This is a genomic window from Paenibacillus antarcticus, from assembly GCF_001637225.1.
GTDB lineage: Bacteria > Bacillota > Bacilli > Paenibacillales > Paenibacillaceae > Paenibacillus_AQ > Paenibacillus_AQ antarcticus.
The window spans coordinates 23,084-43,209 of record NZ_LVJI01000016.1; the positions used below are offsets into that span (position 1 = coordinate 23,084).

The 20,126-nt window shown below is 42.2% G+C and carries 21 protein-coding genes; 20 read left to right on the forward strand and 1 reads right to left on the reverse strand.

Annotation, left to right across the window (positions count from 1 at the left end):
- The first annotated feature begins 57 nt into the window (after positions 1 to 57).
- The 15 genes from PBAT_RS11650 (at position 58) to PBAT_RS11720 (ending at position 13,056) form a co-directional block, all read left to right on the forward strand.
- Positions 58 to 741, forward strand: coding sequence for an HAD family hydrolase (locus PBAT_RS11650; RefSeq protein ID WP_246168314.1), 684 nt, complete (start codon positions 58 to 60; stop codon positions 739 to 741).
- Positions 734 to 1,321 carry an HAD family hydrolase gene (locus tag PBAT_RS11655; protein WP_068649720.1) on the forward strand — a complete coding sequence of 196 codons (588 nt, stop codon included), beginning with the start codon at positions 734 to 736 and terminating at the stop codon, positions 1,319 to 1,321. Before PBAT_RS11650 ends, PBAT_RS11655 begins: the two co-directional genes overlap by 8 nt.
- A 76-nt stretch (positions 1,322 to 1,397) precedes the next feature.
- The gene (locus PBAT_RS11660) at positions 1,398 to 1,925 is read left to right on the forward strand and encodes a shikimate kinase (protein WP_246168313.1); all 528 of its coding nucleotides are present in this window, start codon (positions 1,398 to 1,400) and stop codon (positions 1,923 to 1,925) included.
- A gap of 33 nt (positions 1,926 to 1,958) precedes the next feature.
- Positions 1,959 to 2,141, forward strand: coding sequence for a hypothetical protein (locus PBAT_RS11665; RefSeq protein ID WP_068649723.1), 183 nt, complete (start codon positions 1,959 to 1,961; stop codon positions 2,139 to 2,141).
- A 34-nt stretch (positions 2,142 to 2,175) separates the two neighbouring features.
- Positions 2,176 to 2,799 carry an HAD family hydrolase gene (locus tag PBAT_RS11670; protein WP_068649725.1) on the forward strand — a complete coding sequence of 208 codons (624 nt, stop codon included), beginning with the start codon at positions 2,176 to 2,178 and terminating at the stop codon, positions 2,797 to 2,799.
- Positions 2,800 to 3,110: 311 nt separating this feature from the next.
- On the forward strand, positions 3,111 to 3,440 hold the full coding sequence (locus PBAT_RS11675) for a metal-sensitive transcriptional regulator (protein ID WP_068592645.1): 330 nt from the start codon (positions 3,111 to 3,113) through the stop codon (positions 3,438 to 3,440).
- A gap of 221 nt (positions 3,441 to 3,661) precedes the next feature.
- Complete coding sequence (locus PBAT_RS11680; protein ID WP_068649727.1) at positions 3,662 to 6,094, forward strand: heavy metal translocating P-type ATPase; 2,433 nt, start codon at positions 3,662 to 3,664, stop codon at positions 6,092 to 6,094.
- A gap of 78 nt (positions 6,095 to 6,172) precedes the next feature.
- Positions 6,173 to 6,373: a copper ion binding protein gene (locus PBAT_RS11685; protein WP_068649729.1), complete on the forward strand. Its 201-nt coding sequence runs from the start codon at positions 6,173 to 6,175 to the stop codon at positions 6,371 to 6,373.
- A 37-nt stretch (positions 6,374 to 6,410) separates the two neighbouring features.
- A complete protein-coding gene (locus PBAT_RS11690; RefSeq protein WP_068650312.1) occupies positions 6,411 to 7,034 on the forward strand; it encodes an NAD(P)/FAD-dependent oxidoreductase in 624 nt (207 codons plus the stop codon).
- Between the two features lie 239 nt (positions 7,035 to 7,273).
- Positions 7,274 to 7,705, forward strand: a complete 432-nt coding sequence (locus PBAT_RS11695; RefSeq protein ID WP_248912426.1) for a hypothetical protein — start codon at positions 7,274 to 7,276, stop codon at positions 7,703 to 7,705.
- A gap of 52 nt (positions 7,706 to 7,757) precedes the next feature.
- Positions 7,758 to 8,651, forward strand: a complete 894-nt coding sequence (locus PBAT_RS11700) for a TIGR01777 family oxidoreductase (RefSeq protein ID WP_068649733.1) — start codon at positions 7,758 to 7,760, stop codon at positions 8,649 to 8,651.
- Between the two features lie 108 nt (positions 8,652 to 8,759).
- Entirely contained in the window at positions 8,760 to 9,407 is a 648-nt protein-coding gene (locus PBAT_RS11705; protein WP_068649735.1) for a response regulator transcription factor, read from the forward strand.
- On the forward strand, positions 9,400 to 10,809 hold the full coding sequence (locus PBAT_RS11710; protein ID WP_068649737.1) for a sensor histidine kinase: 1,410 nt from the start codon (positions 9,400 to 9,402) through the stop codon (positions 10,807 to 10,809). Before PBAT_RS11705 ends, PBAT_RS11710 begins: the two co-directional genes overlap by 8 nt.
- Before the next feature lie 250 nt (positions 10,810 to 11,059).
- Positions 11,060 to 12,211, forward strand: coding sequence for a glycoside hydrolase family 5 protein (locus PBAT_RS11715; protein ID WP_068650313.1), 1,152 nt, complete (start codon positions 11,060 to 11,062; stop codon positions 12,209 to 12,211).
- 2 nt (positions 12,212 to 12,213) lie between these two features.
- Positions 12,214 to 13,056 (forward strand): metallophosphoesterase, encoded by an 843-nt coding sequence (locus PBAT_RS11720; protein ID WP_068649739.1) that lies wholly within the window; start codon positions 12,214 to 12,216, stop codon positions 13,054 to 13,056.
- A gap of 92 nt (positions 13,057 to 13,148) precedes the next feature.
- On the opposite strand, the gene PBAT_RS11725 is transcribed toward PBAT_RS11720, so the two are convergent.
- Complete coding sequence (locus tag PBAT_RS11725; protein WP_068650314.1) at positions 13,149 to 14,030, reverse strand: LysR substrate-binding domain-containing protein; 882 nt, start codon at positions 14,028 to 14,030, stop codon at positions 13,149 to 13,151.
- Between the two features lie 188 nt (positions 14,031 to 14,218).
- Between PBAT_RS11725 and PBAT_RS11730 the strand changes: the two genes are divergently transcribed.
- The 5 genes from PBAT_RS11730 to PBAT_RS11750 all read left to right on the forward strand — a co-directional run bounded on the left by PBAT_RS11730 (position 14,219) and on the right by PBAT_RS11750 (position 20,047).
- Entirely contained in the window at positions 14,219 to 15,196 is a 978-nt protein-coding gene (locus PBAT_RS11730; protein ID WP_068649741.1) for an ABC transporter ATP-binding protein, read from the forward strand.
- Between the two features lie 16 nt (positions 15,197 to 15,212).
- Positions 15,213 to 16,298: an ABC transporter substrate-binding protein gene (locus PBAT_RS11735; protein WP_068649743.1), complete on the forward strand. Its 1,086-nt coding sequence runs from the start codon at positions 15,213 to 15,215 to the stop codon at positions 16,296 to 16,298.
- Positions 16,299 to 16,300: 2 nt separating this feature from the next.
- Positions 16,301 to 17,977: an ABC transporter permease gene (locus PBAT_RS11740; RefSeq protein ID WP_068649745.1), complete on the forward strand. Its 1,677-nt coding sequence runs from the start codon at positions 16,301 to 16,303 to the stop codon at positions 17,975 to 17,977.
- On the forward strand, positions 17,977 to 19,254 hold the full coding sequence (locus PBAT_RS11745) for an MBL fold metallo-hydrolase (RefSeq protein WP_068649747.1): 1,278 nt from the start codon (positions 17,977 to 17,979) through the stop codon (positions 19,252 to 19,254). The genes PBAT_RS11740 and PBAT_RS11745 overlap by 1 nt, the downstream gene beginning before the upstream one ends.
- 184 nt (positions 19,255 to 19,438) lie before the next feature.
- The gene (locus PBAT_RS11750) at positions 19,439 to 20,047 is read left to right on the forward strand and encodes a DUF4241 domain-containing protein (protein WP_068649749.1); all 609 of its coding nucleotides are present in this window, start codon (positions 19,439 to 19,441) and stop codon (positions 20,045 to 20,047) included.
- The last annotated feature ends 79 nt before the right edge of the window (positions 20,048 to 20,126 follow it).

A 20,126-nucleotide genomic window follows, 5' to 3' on the forward strand; every position in this document is an offset into this window, starting at 1 on the left:
AGCCGATAAAGTTAAAAACATCAGCAATCTTTGCGATTCCTAGTCGGTCACGAAAGGATGAGAAATATTCTAAAAGCGATAATATTCGACCTTGATGGTACCTTACTCAATCGTGATCTTTCATTAAAGAATTTCGTTGAACATCAATATGACCGTTATGACGCATTTCAACATGTAAAAAAAGAAGTGTGGGTTCAACGTTTTATTGAATTAGATGAAAGAGGTTATGTGTGGAAAGATCGTGTGTATCAATCTCTAATTGATGAATTTGAGGTCAAGTTAGACCGGCAAGTTCTATTGGATGATTATATTGAAGGCTTTCAGTACCATTGTGTTGGATTTCCTGGGATGGTTGAAATGCTGAATTACTTAAAAGAAAAGAATTTGAAATTGGGTGTGATCACAAATGGATATGAGAGATTTCAGGATAATAATATACAATCCTTGAAAATCAGTCATTATTTTGAAGTGATTCTGATATCAGAACGTGAAGGAATAAGAAAGCCGAATCCAGAAATATTCTTAAGGGCTGCGAATGAGCTTGGCGTGAAGCCTGAAGAGTCCATATATGTAGGAGATCACCCTAATAATGATATTGAAGCCTGCCTTAATGTGGGTATGAGATCAATTTGGAAAAAAGATGAATTGTATAATCAACCTATGGATTCAACATGGACGATTAAAGAGTTAAGTGAGATAAGAGATATTGTTGCGAGATTGGAACTCAAGAAATATGATTAAATATCAATTCGTTCTTGATGTTGCAGGAGTCATCGTAACCAATCTTTTGCCAACATATTGGGTGGAGATGTCTGCATTAGCGGGCGTTTCTTATGAGTTCTTACATAATCAATTTAAGCATGAAATACGCGAGTTACTTTGGACGGGAAAGATAAGTGAGGAAGCGTTTTGGGAATGGATAATTAGACAATGTCCATCGCTTGAAATCCATGAAGCCCAATCTATGTTGTATAAACACTTGAGGACTTTACCAGCATTCGATGATATTCCTTGTTGGAGTGAAGTAGCCGACATTCATCTTCTTAGTAATCATCGTAGAGAATGGCTAGATCCCTTGCTAGAACCTATACGACCCTATATCAAGAGCATTACAATATCAAGTTCAGTTGGATTGTGCAAACCAGATCCTGAGGTCTATACAATCGTTAATGCTAAATTGAACCCGGTGCTACAGGTGATGTACATAGATGATCAGAACAAGAATATGGAACCTGCCAAGGAACTCTCTTGGAATACATTAATCGCGGACACAGAAGGACGATGGATTGAAAAGGTAAAACGAATGTTATATTCCAATTAAAGGATTTTATATAGAATCTAGGGATCGGAGGGGCACCTTAGAATTTCTCGGATTTGACAAGAAGGGAGAGATAATCATGTCTAATATCATTCTAATTGGTCCAGTTGGAACAGGTAAGTCAACGTTAGCAGACATTTTATCGCAACAATTAGGACGTCCTCGATGTTGTGTGGATGATGTACGATGGAAATTTTATGAGGAACTAGGATATAGCAAGGATAAAGAAAGAGTCATTAGAAGTAACTTTGGTTTTGAAGGTGTCTATAAGTATTGGAAGCCTTTTGAAGCGCATGCTGTTGTGAGGATTGTTCAGGAATACAAAGATCATGTCATAGATTTCGGTGGTGGACATTCTGTATATGAAGATCCAACACTATTCTCGATCATAGAGCATGTATTACAAGATGAGAAGAACATATTCTTAATTTTACCTTCTCAAGATCAGGCTGAGTCACTAAGAATTCTAAATGAAAGAGAAAGCCTCGACATCAACACTCATTTTGTAGAGCATGAATCTAATTATATACTGGCTAAGCATATTATTTATACCAAAGATAAGACTCCTCATGAGAGTGCAGAAGAAATTATTTCACTTGTCTGCTAATGATCATAATATTTGAAAAGAGGTAGTCTCGTTATGGATACTGAAAAGGAAATCGAGAAAATTAAAGATAGATTAATGGTACTAGAAATGAAAGCAAGAAGTAGTAGAAATTATTATATAAGGTTTGCTGTTATTATTCTTATATGTGTTCTTGTATATTTCTTGGTAGGCGTTTATGGTATGAATTTTGGAAATATTCCCGAGTTAAAGTGGTAAATATCAATAAATCAAGTCATAAGGAGCGGGTTATATGTATAACACCATTATTTTGGATGTTGATGGGACATTAATAGACACAGAAAAAGCGGTACTCAAATCACTTCAGAAAATGCTAGCGATAGAATACAACATAACAAAGGAAGTTGAGGAATTAGAATTCGTATGGGGAATTCCAGGTTCTAGCTCATTACCCTTATTAGGTATAGAAGATACTGAAAAGGGAGATATTCTTTGGAATGTGTATATGAAGGAGTTCATGGACTCCATCAGTGTCTTCTCAGGAATCAGAGAATTGCTAAGCACACTTCATGAACGAAATATTCAAATCGGAATTGTAACATCAAAGACTAAGATTGAATTAGAAGATGACTTCATGCCTTTTGGCTTGATGAAATATCTATCTTTTGTCGTGTGCGCGGATGATACTGTATTACATAAGCCGAATCCAGAACCGATTCAGAAGTTTCTAGAGATTTCGGGTGCAGACCCAAGTAGCTCTATTTACATCGGAGATACGACATATGATTATCAATGTGCCAGAGATGCGGGGGTATCGTTTGGATTAGCTGTATGGGGTGCTAAGAAAAATCATGGAATCGATGCTAAACATTTGTTTAATCATCCTAATGAAGTGCTAGAATTTGTTACTGAATAAGTTGATAAAGCGATTACGTATTGATAATCAACAGATTACGGTAGGCGTGGGTTATTCTTGCTTGTCTCAAATGGCATCTTCTTCGGAATGATCTCTGGTTCTACTACTTCTAGGTATTATGAAGGGACAGGTAGTTAAGAATAACAATAATGTAGAAACCGTGATATCGCCAGAAAGTTAGTACCGGATAACAGTATCTACTCTTTTTTCTTGCATATGCATAAACAGTGATAAGTAAATTACCTAACGGGAGTTGTATAGGGTGGGGGGCTATTGTTACAATGGATATAAGAAGAGAAGGAGTGATCCGTATGGAGGAACAAATTCACGAGTCTACGTCACATGAGTCATGCGGCACCGATGGGAGAAAAAGTCACCATTCCGATAAAACAAAAAGTAATATCATTAGCAGGCTTAACCGGATTGAGGGTCAAATTCGTGGCGTTAAGGGATTGATCGAAAAGGATACCTATTGCGATGACGTTCTGAATCAGATTTCTTCGGTCCAGTCGGCCTTAAATGGTGTAGGAAAGCTACTTCTTGAACACCATATGAAGAGCTGTGTCATGGATCGTATCCAAGAAGGCGATGATGAAGTGATTGATGAACTGTTGAAGACGATTAATAAACTAATGAAATAAGTGATGAATGAAGGATTCGTAAGAATCCTTTTTTTTGTATGGAATTTAATATGGTAATCGAGGAAATAATACATCTAAGTATTGACACATTATAGGGTAGGGGGGTATACTAATATTAAGAAGTTAAACAAACGACTTTAGGTATGACCTGAATACGTCGATAATGGCAATCGGCTATAGATTAATCGATCATATTCGATATAGAAAATGAGGTGTGCATCATGGAAACAACCCAGTTAAAAACAGAGCAAACATCTTTAGATATTACAGGCATGACGTGTGCTGCTTGTGCTAATCGAATCGAAAAGGGTCTGAATAAATTGGATGGCGTAACAGAAGCAAATGTGAACTTTGCAATGGAACGCGCAACCGTAACATACGATCCAAGTAAGATCAAGGTTACGCAAATGGAACAGAATGTTCAGAAGCTCGGTTACGGTGTGGCGAAAGAAGTCGTTGATTTAGATCTCGTAGGTATGTTCTGTGCCGCTTGTGCGGTTAAGATTGAAAAAGTACTGAACAAAACGCCTGGTGTCACAAACGCCGTCGTTAACTTCGCGATGGAGACAGCCCGAGTGGAATACAACAAGTTGGATGTATCCATTACCGACATTCAACAGCGAGTAGAAAAGCTGGGTTACAAAGCGGTTACCAAGCAAGAAGATGGAGATCCTTCGGAACATCGAGAGAAAGCGATAAGTGCGCAAAAGCGTAAGTTGCTAATTTCTGCGATTCTTTCCCTGCCGTTACTATGGTCTATGGTCAGTCACTTTTCCTTCTTATCTTGGATCTGGATGCCAGATTTATTCATGAATCCTTGGTTCCAGCTAGCACTTGCGACACCTGTTCAATTCTACATCGGTAAGCAGTTCTACGTCGGGGCATATAAATCCCTTCGTAACAAAAGCGGTAATATGGATGTACTTATCTCGCTTGGAACGTCCGCGGCCTACTTCTATAGTCTCTACTTAACCATTGAATGGGCTTTGAATGGCGGAAGTATTCATCATGGTCCAGCGATGTACTACGAAACAAGTGCCGTGTTGATTACATTGGTCATTCTCGGCAAGTTGTTTGAGTCATTAGCCAAAGGTCGTACGTCTGAAGCGATCAAAACGCTGATGGGTCTGCAAGCGAAGACAGCGTTGGTCATCCGTGACGGGCAGGAAATAACGATCCCAGTCGAAGAAGTGCTCGCAGGTGATGTGGTGGTTGTGAAACCGGGTGAGAAGATTCCGGTGGATGGTGAAGTGCTTGAAGGAACTTCAGCTGTAGATGAGTCTATGCTGACGGGAGAGAGTATTCCTGTCGATAAGAAGGCAGGAGACAACGTTATTGGCGCTACGATTAATAAGAACGGTAGATTGAAAGTAAAAGCGACCAAGGTCGGTAAGGAAACGGCGCTTGCGCAGATTATTAAAGTCGTAGAAGAAGCACAAGGCTCGAAAGCTCCTATTCAACGTGTAGCTGATGTGATTTCTGGTATATTCGTTCCAATCGTAGTAGGGATAGCCGTCTTGGCTTTCGTCGTGTGGTTCTTCTGGGTCACACCTGGGGAGTTCGCAAATGCATTGGAAAAAGCAATTGCTATTCTGGTTATTGCCTGCCCATGTGCGCTTGGACTTGCGACACCTACATCCATTATGGCGGGATCGGGTCGTGCAGCTGAACTTGGGGTATTATTTAAAGGTGGGGAACATCTGGAATCCACACATAAGATTGATACCATCATTCTAGATAAAACGGGTACCGTTACTAATGGTAAACCAGTACTTACAGATGTCCTAGTTGAAAATAATATCGACGAAGGTACGTTCCTCCGCTTTGTTGGTGCTGCTGAGAAGGACTCAGAGCATCCACTAGCAGAAGCGATTGTATCTGGAATTGTAGCCAAAGGCATCGAGATTCCTGCAACGGAACAATTCGAAGCCATTCCAGGGTTCGGAATTCGTGCAGTCGTTGAAGGCAAGGAAGTTCTAGCAGGGACGCGCAAGCTGATGGCTAGATTCAACGTTCAAGTGGAGCACGCTTTAGAGCGTATGACGCAGATGGAGTTGGATGGTAAGACAGCGATGCTGATCGCGGTTGACGGTCAGTATGCTGGATTGGTTGCAGTTGCCGATACGATCAAAGAAACGTCCAAAGAGGCAGTTACTCGCTTGAAACAAATGGGCATCGAGGTCATTATGATTACAGGTGACAACGAACGCACAGCCATGGCAATCGCTAAAGAAGTAGGAATTGAGCACGTTCGGGCCGAAGTACTTCCAGAAGGCAAAGCTGAAGAAGTGAAGAAGCTACAAGCGCAAGGTAAGAAAGTAGCAATGGTTGGGGATGGCATCAATGATGCACCAGCACTAGCTATGGCGGATATCGGAATGGCTATCGGAACGGGAACGGATGTCGCGATGGAAGCGGCGGATGTAACCTTGATGCGTGGCGATTTGAACAGCATCCCAGATGCGATATACATGAGCCGCAAGACGATGACTAATATCCGACAGAACTTGTTCTGGGCACTTGGTTATAATACGTTAGGTATTCCAATTGCGGCACTTGGGCTATTAGCACCTTGGGTTGCGGGAGCAGCTATGGCACTGAGTTCCGTGTCCGTTGTGTTGAATGCACTTCGTCTTCAGCGGATGAAGGTTTAGGTAATAGACCATCAGAAGCTAATGAAATAACAATACAATTATATTAAAAATGAGAGTTCAAAAAGGAGAATGATTATTATGACAAACGTAACATTAAAAGTAGAAGGTATGTCTTGTGGACACTGTGTCAATTCCGTTGAAAGTGCTATGAAAACACTAGGTGCTACCGGAAAAGTAGATTTGAAAGACAAGTCTGTAGCTGTTTCCTATGACGAGAAGAAGTTGACACTAGAAGCTATAAAAGAAGCAATTGAAGAACAAGGATACGATGTAGTCTAGAAGGAAGTTAGATGTGTTAGATGGGAGAGTGAGTCCATTGGGCTTGAAAAAATTTGCCGTAACACCTGGATTTGAGGTGGGAGGTACCCTATTTAAACCTGAGCAACTGGCCATTCTAGGAGCAGTAGTTGGTGAGGATGCCAACATTGAAATGACGACGTTCAAGCAACTATACGTGGAGATGCAAGAAGAGCGTATAACCGAAGTGCAAGATGCACTCAGAGAAGTTGGCCTTCAGATTCATCCCGCGGGATTCTTCACTAAGAGCTTAATCGCTTGTAATTTCTGTAAGGGTGCCGAGGATGCCGGACTAGAAATAGCTAAAGTCTTAGACGAAGCTATTGCAGGTCATGAGGTACCCCATCCTTTAAAGATTGGATATGCAGGATGCGCACTTGGGACAAGTGAGCCCTTGATTAAGGATATTGCAGTCGTTAAAATGCGGGATACCTTCGATATCTATGTAGGTGGGGAATCCAAAGGCTTGAAGGCTAAATTAGCACAGAGACTCCTGTCTGGCATTACGGAAGAACAGCTTGTACCGATCGTCACGCAATTAATTGCACAATTTCAAGAATTGGGGAAAAAGAAAGAGAAGTATAGCAGATTTATTGATCGAATGACGATGGAGACACTGCGGGAAGGCTTTAGCGTTGCATAAATGCTCTTCAGTTAACCAATAGGATAATGCAATATATATAGATATTAGGCTGCCAGCATCATGGCAGTCTTTTTTCTCATCTAAAGAGAGTTATATGCAACAAATAAGGGGATTGTTCGTCTATATTTATAATGGTAATAACTGGAGGTGTTGGAGTGGGGCGCTTATGTTCATTGTTATTTGTACTATTATTAATAATTACAGGTTGTAGTAAGGACGTAAAGATAAATACAAATACAATGCCGCAATCATTACCCGCAGATTTCGATTTCATGGTTAGTTTTGGTTATGGAGAAGTGACTAAGAATGAAATTAATACCTATCAAGATACGGTTGTGAAAGATTTGGTAATAAACGGCACTGCAACGGCGAACATGACTTTTACTGTGGATGAGATGCGAATCATTTATGAGAAGATGAGAGAGATAAACATCATGGGTACGAAAGACTTAGTCCCAACTAACCAGAATTGCGGTAAAAAACCATTTAGTAAAGACCGTTGGAAAATTAGTGTGAATGGAGTAACTAAAGAACTTACTTGGTCAGAAGAATATTGTGACGTTACAAGCGATGCGCAAGAACTATTGGAATTGCGAACATTCATTCAAGATATAGTGGCGGATAAAGACGCTTATAAAGAATTACCCCAAGCAGAGGGTGGTTATGATTGATAGACCCATTCATCAATAACATTACGATTTAAAAAAGAAATGAGTTGATCACATGAAGAGCAAGGTTGTTTTAGCTGGAGGTACGGGCTTTATTGGACAATACTTAGAGGAGAAGTTCAATAATCTTGGCTATGACGTGAAGATCATTTCAAGACAAGTAGGTCATATTTCTTGGAATAATAATACGGAGATCGTAGAAGCTATAAATCATTCGGAGCTACTCATTAATCTTGCAGGGAAGTCAGTAGACTGCCGTTACAATGCAAAGAATAAGCAAGAGATTATGAAATCAAGAACAGAGACAACCAACATCCTTGGCAACGCCATATTAGCATGCGATAACCCACCAACACTATGGATCAATTCGAGTACAGCGACGATTTATAGACATGCTGAGGATCGGCCGATGACAGAGGACAATGGAGAGATTGGATCAGGGTTCTCCGTTGACGTAGCCAAAGCGTGGGAGAATGCACTCTTTTCTTTTGACTTACCTAGCACGAGAAAAGTTGCCTTAAGAATCGCTATTGTATTAGGTGAGAATGGTGGGGTTATGACGCCTTTCAAAAACCTCGTTCGATTTGGACTTGGAGGTCCTCAAGGGCCGGGTACTCAACGATTCAGTTGGATTCATATCGAAGATGTATATCAAATTATGCTCTTTCTTAAAGACCACGAGGAATTAAGCGGCGTATTTAATTGTTCTGCTCCTAATCCAGTCACCAATCGGGAGTTAATGAGTCATTTGCGACAGGTGATGAATGTGAAAGTAGGATTACCATCTCCTAAATGGCTGCTTGAATTGGGTTCAGTCATCATTAAGACAGAAACGGAATTGATTCTGAAGAGTCGATGGGTTATACCAGAGAGGTTGGAAAGGGAAGGCTATAAATTTAGATTTAGTACATTGGATACTGCGCTTCAACAGATATTAAAGAAATCATAATAACTACTACTTTTTGCAGTTCAGAAGAGTTAAATGTATGATCATACAGGGGCAGGTCAAATTGATTATAATTTGTCTGTCCCCTAATCTTTTGTTAAGGAGTATACCATGAACATACTAATTGCAGATGACGATCCGGACATGCTTAGAATCTTAGTCGCTTATTTTAAAAAAGGAGGGTTTCAAATATTCACTGCCCACGACGGAGAAGAAGCCCTGGATATTGGTATGAACCACAAAATAGATTTGGCGATACTCGATTGGATGATGCCCAAAGTGAGTGGTATCGAAGTATGCAAACAATTAAAGAAGCAGCAGTTCTCCAAAGTGTTGATGTTAACCGCAAAAGGCGAACAGGAAGATGAATTGAAGGCGCTAGAGATAGGGGCTGACGATTACGTACGCAAACCTTTTGTACCTCGTATCTTGATTCTAAGAGCCAAGAAACTACTCCATATAGAGGAAGATATCACGTTCGGGGGGTTGCGAGTAAATATGCCAGGCGGAAAGATCTATCGGGATGGATTGGATCTAGAAGTTACGAATAAGGAATTCCATTTGATGAAGTGCCTACTTGAACACAAAGGGCATATATTGAGCAGAAAAGTGTTACTGGATCAAGTATGGGGATTCGATTATATCGGAGAAGAAAGAACAGTGGATACCCATATTCGAAGACTTAGGGAGAAAGTGGGAGAAGGGTTAATTAAGACATACCGAGGCAGTGGATATAGTCTGGAAATTCCGCATGAGTAAGCTGAGTCGTAAGTTATTTTGGCGGATTGCATGCATGATGTGTTTGGTGTTTGCGGTCTCATTTTTAGTGAATACATTTTTTCTGCCAAAATATATTCTGTATCAGCAAAAGGTGAATTTAGCGCAACTGACTAACTTTATGAGCAACGAAACGGTAGAATCCCTCATCCAAACCGAGGGGGAGCTGGAACAGCAGTATAATGTAACGATTGTAAGTACAGAATTTGTGACTAATCCGAATGTTTTGAATGATATTATTCGAACTGAATTGAATAGGAAAGGTATTACGCTTGCGAAATTTTGGGTCATGGAAGAGAGTATTCAAGATCTTGAACATGGGAAGACGGTATACAATTTGTATAGTCAGAAGAAGCTTAACACCAGCTTTCTTGTCACGATCTTTGCAAAGGACAATACGGTCTTCGTCGTCGGGGACTCCATTGCACATACAGATCAGTCGATTCGAGCAGTTAATAAGTTCAATTTGTATATTGCCATAAGCACGATGTTCTTAACGCTTGGGTTAGCGTGGCTGATCGCCAGACAAATCATTCGTCCAATTAAAGAGTTGGCAAATAACGCCGAAGATATCTCCAATCTGAAGTTCCGTACAACGAACATTAAGACAGGTGATGAGATTGAACTGTTGGCGGCAAGCATTAATCGGATGAGCAACAAACTGGAGGAAGCACATTTAGCTCTGGAAGAGAAGAATCAGAACTTACGGAACTTTATTTCCGATATTTCTCATGAGTTAAAAACACCGATTGCTCTAATAAAAGCTTATTCCTCAGGCATTAGAGACGAAATGGACGACGGGACATTCCTAAGTGTTATTGATAAGAAAACCGATGAAATGTCCCAGTTAGTGGACAAGTTATTGCACTTAGCCAAGCTTCAGAATGAGATTTATGAGGTGGAACATTTTGATTTCAAAGCGTTACTTGGTGATGTGCTAGATAATTTGGAAGTGGCAATACAGAAAGAGCAGAAGATCATTCAGGTAGATGATAACCAACTTCATCATCCTATTGTTCGAGGAGATCAACAGAAGATCAGGATCGTTCTAGATAATTTCATAACCAATGCACTGAAATATGCCAGTGGGCCACAGATAGATATATCACTAATGAACGAAAGAGAACGGTTGGTATTCACCATTCGAAATGGCATTCGAACGTTGGATGAACAGGATGTGAATCACATATGGCAGCCTTTCTTCGTACTAGATCACTCAAGGAATAAGCAGCTTAGTGGATCGGGGTTGGGACTGTCCATCGTGCAAGTTATCTTGGATAAACATGAGGCGCCTCATGGAATTCATACAGAGGACCAAGAGATTTCATTTTATTTCTCCTTGGCTGTGGGACAGAATAATGGAGAAACGGATATGCGTCCTTGAGGGACGAGTATCCGTTTCTTTTTTGTTTGTCATATTGGCGTAACATAGATAGAATATGCTTATTTTCGAGGTGATTCACACAATGAAGCAGTTAAGAAAAAAAGATAGATGGTCAATCATAAGAAATAGTGTACTTATATCGACCATTCTAGCACTTGTTGCAGGATGCAGTACCAACGCAGCTGTACCTTTAGAAGAGAAAGAACAGAATAGTAGCCAAATTGAGAAAGTAGATATCAATGCATGGAAGATGGATTATTGGAATGAACAGCGAAAAGGCTCTAATTTCATGAATTCCACATCGTTACCAGACAATTACGCAGCAGCTAAGGAACAGGGAATCGAGTTTATTCGGCTAGCACCTGACAAGTGGGGCAAGGATCGAGATTTCTTGTTTAACGATAAATCAGATACCAAACCTAATGAAGAATTTCTGATGGGTAGCGCGGATAGCTATGAAGGCATCGTGGAAGAGGATTTCGCAAGACTCTTAGCAGATTTAGATGCAGCTGAAGCCAAAGGCATGAAGGTCATCTTAACCGTACTTAGCCTACCTGGAGATCGATGGAGGCAGTTTAACGGGCAGAAGAATGATGATCGCATATGGCAAGAGCGTGACTATCATAGTCAAGCAGCCCTTTTCTGGAGGGATCTTGCCACTCGATTGAAGAATCACCCTGCTATTATTGGCTACAATCTTATTAATGAGCCACACCCAGAGACAGCAACGGGCTTTAATGACTTCTGGACACAGGATTACACTGCTTGGTACAAGAAAGTAGAGAATACTTCAGCAGATTTAAATGTCCTCTATGATGCAATGATCACAGGGGTTAGGTCAGTTGATACGACGACACCGATTATTATTGATTCTGGACTCTATGCAACACCGTGGGCATTCAGTTATTTGAAACCGATTGATGATCCTAACGTGCTATACGCGTTCCATATGTATGAGCCGTATGAATTGACTAGCCAAAATAAGAATAAGGGATTCACTTACTCTTATCCGGGAATGGTAAAAGTTGGAAATGACGAGAAAGAAATGAAGTTTGATAAGCAAGCTCTTAAACAATTCATGGAACCCGTTGTGAAGTGGGCAACCGATAATAATATTCCTGCGAATCGGATTATAGCGTCAGAATTCGGAACGAATCGAATGGTCAAGGGGGCAGATCTATACATGAGTGATCTTATTTCTCTATTTGATGAACAGGGTTGGCACTGGTCATTCTACGCATTTCGCGAAGATACTTGGGATGGGATGGATTACGAATTTGGGAGTGAAAAGTTAAGTTACAAATACTGGGATGCGAGAGATAAAGGGGAGACTTACATTCCAGCAACATCGGACAATCCGATTTGGAATGCGATAAAGAAAGGCCTTGGTCATAGATTGTGAGAATGATCCTGATTGGATTATGCACGAACATCCTCTTTATCTTAGCAAACGGGTTCTATGCCACAGAGATTGAGCCGAAGGCGCTGTCCGTGACGCGAATCGAGATTGAGAATAAATACGTTCAGAAGTCATTTGATGGCAAGACGATCATTCAATTCTCGGACACGCACTTAGGTCCCGATTATTCAGTTGATCAGCTTCAATCGTTAGTTGATCGGATGAATATTCTTAAACCCGATATGGTGGTATTTACAGGTGATCTATTCGATAATTACGCAGAGTACGGTTCTGAGAATAGAAAGTTAGCCCAAAAGGTGTTAGCGAAGATAGAAGCTCCCCTTGGTAAATATGCTGTATATGGTAATCACGATAGAGGAGGGGGAGGGAGCCGAGTATACAAGGAGTACATGGAGGAAGCTGGGTTTATGGTACTCGTGAATGAGGTTCACACCATTACATCTGCTAACGGTGAAAGGCTGACCATAACTGGGCTTGACGATTTCTTGTTGGGCAGACCGATGATTGAAAGTACGCTTCAATCTCTCCGTCCTCAGGATTTCAATCTACTGCTCGTGCATCAACCTGATGTTTCTGACCGATTCACCGATTATCCGGTTGACCTACAGCTCTCCGGACATAGTCATGGCGGGCAAGTTCGTATCCCGTTCTTGAAACCACTGATTACAACGTCATTAGGTAATAAATATATTGAAGGATTGTATTCACTTGAAGGCAAGATCAGACCTCTGACGCTGTATGTGAATCGAGGAATCGGGACAACCCGATTGCCTATACGCTTATTCGAAAAACCTGAGTTGACCGTTATTCGATTGAAGAATCAATAGTAGATCCAGGGAGTCCCACGTTATGCGAAGCATGGCATAACGTGGGGTTTTCTTTTTGAGCATATAAAAAAGCATAAGTTGTGTCTACTTGATTAGAACAAATAGTTGCTGAATTGATTAATCAATTCAGAGCGATGGCGTTCTTTATTCGTCACGGCATAAACATAGCGGTCTATCAGGTTACCGGGGATGGGGCGCATTTGGAGCAGTCCGCGCTGAACCTCGCTATGGACGGCCATTCGGGATACGAAGGATACATGCGTTCCAAGTATAACCGCTTGTTTAATAGCTTCAAGGGAATCTAGCTCCAAATAAGAAGGTAGACGCTGTGCGTGGTTTTCTAGCCATGTATCTGTCATTCTTCGGGTGCTGGATTCTTTGCCATGAAGAACAAAGGATGCAGAGGTAATCAGTTCAGGTGTTACATTTTCTAGGAAGGCTATGGAATGAGTTGGAGCATAAATGAGCACCAATTCGTCTTTACATATTGCTTGAGCAAGCAATGCAGGAGCTGCGAATGGTTCGGTTGAGATAATGCCGATATCGATTTCATGACGTTCTAGCATATCATTTACGACGGGAGCGGTTTTGACAAATAGGGACATCTGGATTCCCGGATATTCCTTACCAAATCGATGTAACACAGCGGGAAGTACATAAGTAGCAGGAACATAACTAGCTCCGATACGGATACTCCCCCTACGGAGCGTGTCGAACTCCAAGACGACACGCTCCGCTTCGGCAGCGAGCGCATTGATTTTGACGGCATAATGGAGCAGGGCATAGCCCGCATCTGTCAGAATGATTCTACCCATTCGCGCTTCGAACAGTTTGACTCCGTAGTCGCGTTCCATGTTTTTCATATGAAAGGTGACGGTTGGTTGTTTTAATTCAAGGATGTCTGCGACAGATGTGATTTTCTTATGCTTTTCGAGCAACTCCACAATGCGTAATTTTAATAGATTCAGGTTCATCATCATAGCTCACTTTCGATGTTGTGTCTTATCTATAGATTCTATCTATAAATGTTAACAGTATTCATTGAAATAATTAATTGTACCTTTACATTCATTTAACACGGGTATTGTACTTCACAGCTAGACTAATAAATGTAAGTAAAGATTCAATACATAAAGCCAAAGCATACAAGGATGGTAATCATATGGATTTGAACATACGAGGGCTTGGTAAAGCCTTTGGTGGAACTATTGCCTTGCATCCAACGAATTTGACTGTACGTCAGGGAAGCTTTACGACACTACTAGGTCCTTCAGGCTGTGGGAAAACAACAATTCTGCGCATGATTGCAGGGTTAGAAACACCGGATATGGGTACGATCTCGATGGGGGAAGAGGTGATCTTTTCGGGGGCAAGTAAGAAGGTGGTACCGACACACCAACGTGGCTTCGGCATGGTATTTCAAGATTTTGCATTGTGGCCGCATATGACGGTATTCGAAAATGTTGCCTTTGGCCTTCGAGCGGGTAAGCGTACTTCAAGAATACGTGAAACCGTGATGGAAGCGTTGGACAAGGTTAAGTTGACAGGGATGCATGATAGATACCCTCACCAACTGTCTGGTGGACAGCAGCAACGTGTAGCTTTTGCACGCGCTGTTGCTATAACACCACGTCTTGTGTTGTTCGATGAACCGCTAAGTGCATTGGATGCCGTACTACGTGAAGACATGCGTGTGGAAATGATGTCATTGGTTCGTGATTTGGGGCTTACAGCTCTGTATGTCACACATGATCAGATTGAGGCGATGTCCATGTCTGATGAAGTGGTGGTTATGAATAGTGGTCGAATCTTACAATCAGGAACACCGGAAGAGGTTTATGGTGAACCTTCAGATGCCTTTGTTGCACGCTTTATCGGCAAATCGAACTGGCTTGTGCCAGACCACACGATGTTCCGTCCAGAGCACCTGTTATGGGATCGGACAGGAGAAGATTGCCACTCTTTTGTAGTAGAGATTACACATGTCAGCTACGTAGGAGAGCGATATGAATTCAGAGTCAAAGCGGAGGCGTATGGGGAGCAATGGACTGCTTATCACCATACTCGACTGGCTGTAGGTACGAAGACTGAGGTTTATTTACCGCATCATCGCCTTCATCACTTGAACGAATCTAAATAAAGGGAGAGATTAAATTATGAATAATTTCACGACGAATAAGACAGGATGGAACAAGGGAACGTCACTTACATTGGCTCTGGCACTAGGTTTAACGTTGGCAGGCTGCGGCACTAATTCTAATTCTAATTCTAATTCAACTGCCAAGGAGGCTTCGCCTTCAGCGAATAACAGCGTGACAAACACCCAAGCTGCCGATCAAAAGCTCGTTGTATATAGTGCGGGACCAGAAGGTCTCGCTTACAAGATAATTGAAGGATATGAAGCCCAAACAGGGGTGAAGGTCGAAATGTTCCAAGGAACAACAGGTAAAATTCTAGCTCGTATGGAGGCAGAGAAATCCAACCCAGTTGTTGACGTTGTGATTCTAGCATCACTACCTTCTGCACAAGGGTTGAAGAACGATGGGCTGACACTACCTTACCCGGAAGCCCACAATGCAGACAAGCTTAACCCTGATTGGTCAGATAAAGAAGGGAACTATTTCAGCAGTAGTGCTTCTGCTCTAGGTATTGCTTATAATACAAAGCTTGTTACAACACCGCCGACTTCTTGGGAAGACTTAACTAAGCCAGAATACAAGGGACAAATCAACATTCCTGATCCTTCGTTATCGGGTTCGGCGCTTGATTTCATAACAGGTTATCTCAGTGACAAAGGAGAGAGTGGCTGGTCCTTGTTCGAGCAATTTAATAATAACGACGTAGCTGTTGCAGGAGCCAATCAGGAAGCACTGGATCCAGTTATCACCGGTGCTAAAAGCATGGTAGTTGCTGCGGTTGACTACATGACATATAAAGCAAAAGCAAAGGGAGAACCGGTTGATATCGTGTATCCGAAGGAAGGTACAGTGATTAGTCCACGTCCCGCAGCGATTATGAAATCAACCAAGCATGAAGAGAATGCTAAATCGTTCATTGACTATCTACTATCAGATGAAGCCCAGAAGCTGGTATCCAATGCGGCCCTCCTCCCAGGTCGTACAGATATTAAGGCTGAGAATCGTGCCAATCTAGATGAGATTCCGCTACTCAAAGCTGATTGGGTATGGATGAATGAAAATGGAGCAGATGTGACGGATAAGTTCACGAAACTATTTAAATAATCATGAGAAACTCTTCATCTTTGCGACACATTCGAGCATGGTCGATTGCCCTAGCTTTACTTGTACTGACGATAATGATTGTTGTCCCTTTAGTTGAAATATTTATTCAAAGCGTATATCGGGATGGGGAGCTGCAGTGGGCAGCACCGTTGCGTACTTTGGCCGATGCTGAGCTCATCAAAGTTCTACTTGGCTCAATCTGGCTAGGGATTTGCGTTATAGCAGGTACAACCATACTCGCACTACCCCTCGCTTGGATCATGGTGAATACCCGGCTTGCTCGGTGGCGCTGGCTAGATATCGTCTTTTTGATCCCCTTCATGACACCACCTTATATTGGGTCTATGGGTTGGATTCTGTTTATGCAAAAGAACGGGTATCTGGAGCAACTTGTACCTGGGCTTGCATCAGTGACACCGGTCTTCTTCACCTTTGGAGGCATGGTCACGATTATGAGTCTACACTTGTTCCCATTTCTGTACTTGCTACTGCGAGGAGCGCTTGAGCGGATAGGCGGTAGCCTTGAAGAAGCGGGAGCTGTGCTTGGCGCGCCTTTCACATATAGGTTTCGGCGTATCATTGCACCGTTATTGCTCTCTGCGTACGGAATGGGAGCTATGCTCATCTTCGTTAAAACGATCGCCGAGTTCGGAACGCCCGTCACGTTCGGAAAACGTATTGGGTATGAAGTAATGACCTCGGAGATTCACAAATATATATCTAGCTGGCCGATTGATTTTGGCAAGGCGACATCGCTAGCCTCCGTGCTACTTACGGCATGTTTGCTGATTTGGTATGCGCAGTCGGTTCTAAGCCGACGATTCACTTATAGTTTAGTAGGTGGTAAGGGGATGCGTCGTTCTTCCTTGCATTCACAAGGCCGAGGGACATGGATTTATGTTATCTTTGTCACGTTAGTGTTACTTCTGTCTATTGGGGTACCCTATTTCTCAATCATTGCAGCTTCAACCATGAAGCTGCGGGGAGTAGGACTTGCTTGGAATAACTTTACGCAGGATTATTACAAGGAATTACTGACCTGGGGTTCTACGAGCATGAGATCGCTGATGAACAGTGTGCTACTATCACTAGCGGCTTCAACAATTGCCGTAATACTTGGCACTTGGTTTGCTATTGTCATTGGGAGATCACGTACCCGTATGGAGAGAACGACGGACTTATTCAGTCTATTACCGAATACGGTGCCGGGAATTGTTATGGTCGTTGGATTGATTCTGCTGTGGAACTCACCGTGGATGCCGATTCCGCTGTACAACACATATGGTATGGTCATTTTGACGTATATCATTTTGTTTGTTCCATATACCGTGCAATATGTAAAAAGCGCCTTTGGCCAGATTGACCCCTCGTTGTTTCAAGCGGGACAAGTATTTGGCGGGAAACCACACTATGTTTTTCGCCGCGTATTGCTGCCCTTAATAGTACCCGGTATGATGGCTGGATGGATGATGACATTCACCATCGCCTCGCGGGAATTAGTGGGTTCGCTATTAATTTTGCCACCGTCCGTTCAAACCTCAGCAACGTATATATTTGCTCAATTTGAACAAGGGCAAGTATCCTTGGGCATGGCGATGGCCGTCGTATCTGTAGGGCTCACCACCATGATGCTTGTAATTATTGAGAGCCTGGGCTCCAAAAGAAAGTGGAATGCTTGATGATAAAACTAAAGGTTTGGGGTGGAGCGGGCGAACATGGCCGCTCCTGTTATGTCTTCTCCGGAGAACAGAACCGGATTATGTTGGACTGTGGTGTCAAAAAAGAGGGGGTAGGGATTTACCCGCTTATTGATGCCGATGAAGTATCACAGTTAACCGCTGTTTTTTTGTCACATGCACATGAGGATCATTCCATAGGACTTCCGTTATTATATAAACATGGATACAAGGGAGATATATGGACAACAAGGGCAACTTCGGAACAACTCGGAAGCTATTTCGAAAGTTGGCGTAGATATGTGAACAGACGCGGGGGAGAGCTTCCGTACGAAGAGAAGCATATAGAAGTGATGACGTACCGTTATCTTGAGGATTATGCTTTACCTGATGAATGGTTCGAACTGAGTAAGGACTTGAGAATAAAGTGGGGAAGAAGCGGGCATCTTGCTGGTTCTGTATGGTTATTGCTAGAGATGGAGGAACGTAAGGTATTCTTCTCCGGGGACTACAGTCGTGAGTCCCAATTGTTGGGCGTGGATTCACCTAAAAGTTCAATAGTCGATATGTCTATAATTGATAATGCATATGGTATGGAGGCCGACCCACAGCAAGTAAAGCTGGATCAACTTACACAGGCAGCAAAGCGTATTCTTGGTGCAGGGGGTCACTTGCTATTGCCGGTTCCGGCGCTTGGCCGAGGTCAGGAATTACTCATTTGGTCGTCAGAACTATTTTCCGAATACAGAATAATAGTAGAACAAGAGATTTGGCTTGGACTTGAGCGAATGAGAAAATGGTCAGAATGGCTCCGTTCAGGGGCTCTACAGCGGATTGAAGAACTATTGAATAGCAACAAAGTGGTTATTCCGATCGATGATCAGGAACGTATTTCTTTGTTGGAAAGTGACATGCCTAGCATAATATTTACCGGGGACGGGATGATGGAATCTCCACGAGCGCGTTGGTATTATAATCAATTATCACATTCGGAGAAACATGCAGTTATTTTGACAGGTCATACGGCACGAGGTTCATTTGGAAGGAAAGTATTAAATAAAGGAACGCTACCATCGGGATGCAGTGTGCAGCACATATGCTATAAAGTTCATCAAGGTCTACCCGATGTGAGCATGATGTTGAATGAAGTACCAAGCAATCAAGCGGTTTTGGTGCATGCGCCTAAAGAAGAAACTGATCTTGTGGTCGCGAGATTGCTTGCTGAAGGACATAAGGGTTTGTATTCATTACAACCAGGTACAGAAATGAACTTACGTTAGAAGCACGCTAACCCGCATATAAATGCGGGTTTTTTGACATATACGAAACCGTCAGGATTTTCTTAGTATTAGAGAGAACTAAACAAGGGATTAACGTATTACTACCGAATTATGAATGTACTACTTGTAAGATAATAGAGAGAATTCTCTTATGGAATCAACCAAAATAGAAAGGATGATGATAATGTCGAATCTATTACTTGAATTAGCCAAACCAGAAGGTGGAATGCTTCGCCCTGAAATGCTAGAACAGCTAACAATTGTTTCCGGAGAAATAGTTGCTTGTGATCCTCTCATATCTCATAGCAATCCCTTTGAACAAACGATCCAGCCGGGTACGTATTCGGTCGTAGCATGGTGGCATGAGGAAGAAGAACGTATCGCTGCAGCTGAACTGAAATTGTCTGATGGACGACCCATTCGGTGGGAGATGGCTGTAAGACCAGGACAGAACGTGAACGAACTGAAGGATGGAAGCATATACGGATATCCGGTGGATACGGGGCTAGGATGCTTCGCGGATGTAGAGGCGATCCATAAGCTCGAGGAAATGGAAGCTAGATTGCAACGAGAACTCGGAGATGACTTTATCAGTCTATATGACAACCTAATCGATGATGTGTTGAGCGAACATGAGGATAATTGGGGAAGTGTGATCGTATGTGAGAATACCGGACTTAATGTAGTTATGTTCAGTTCTGGTTACGGCGATGGCTTCTATGCTTCTTATTGGGGATTTGATGCTGACGACAACGTAGTCTGTCTTCTTACGGATTTCAATGTACTCATGTAATCGTAATACGGGGTAGTAATATACTGAATTTATGATTTAGAGGGTGGTGTAGTGGAGATGAGATTAATCGAAGCTTACA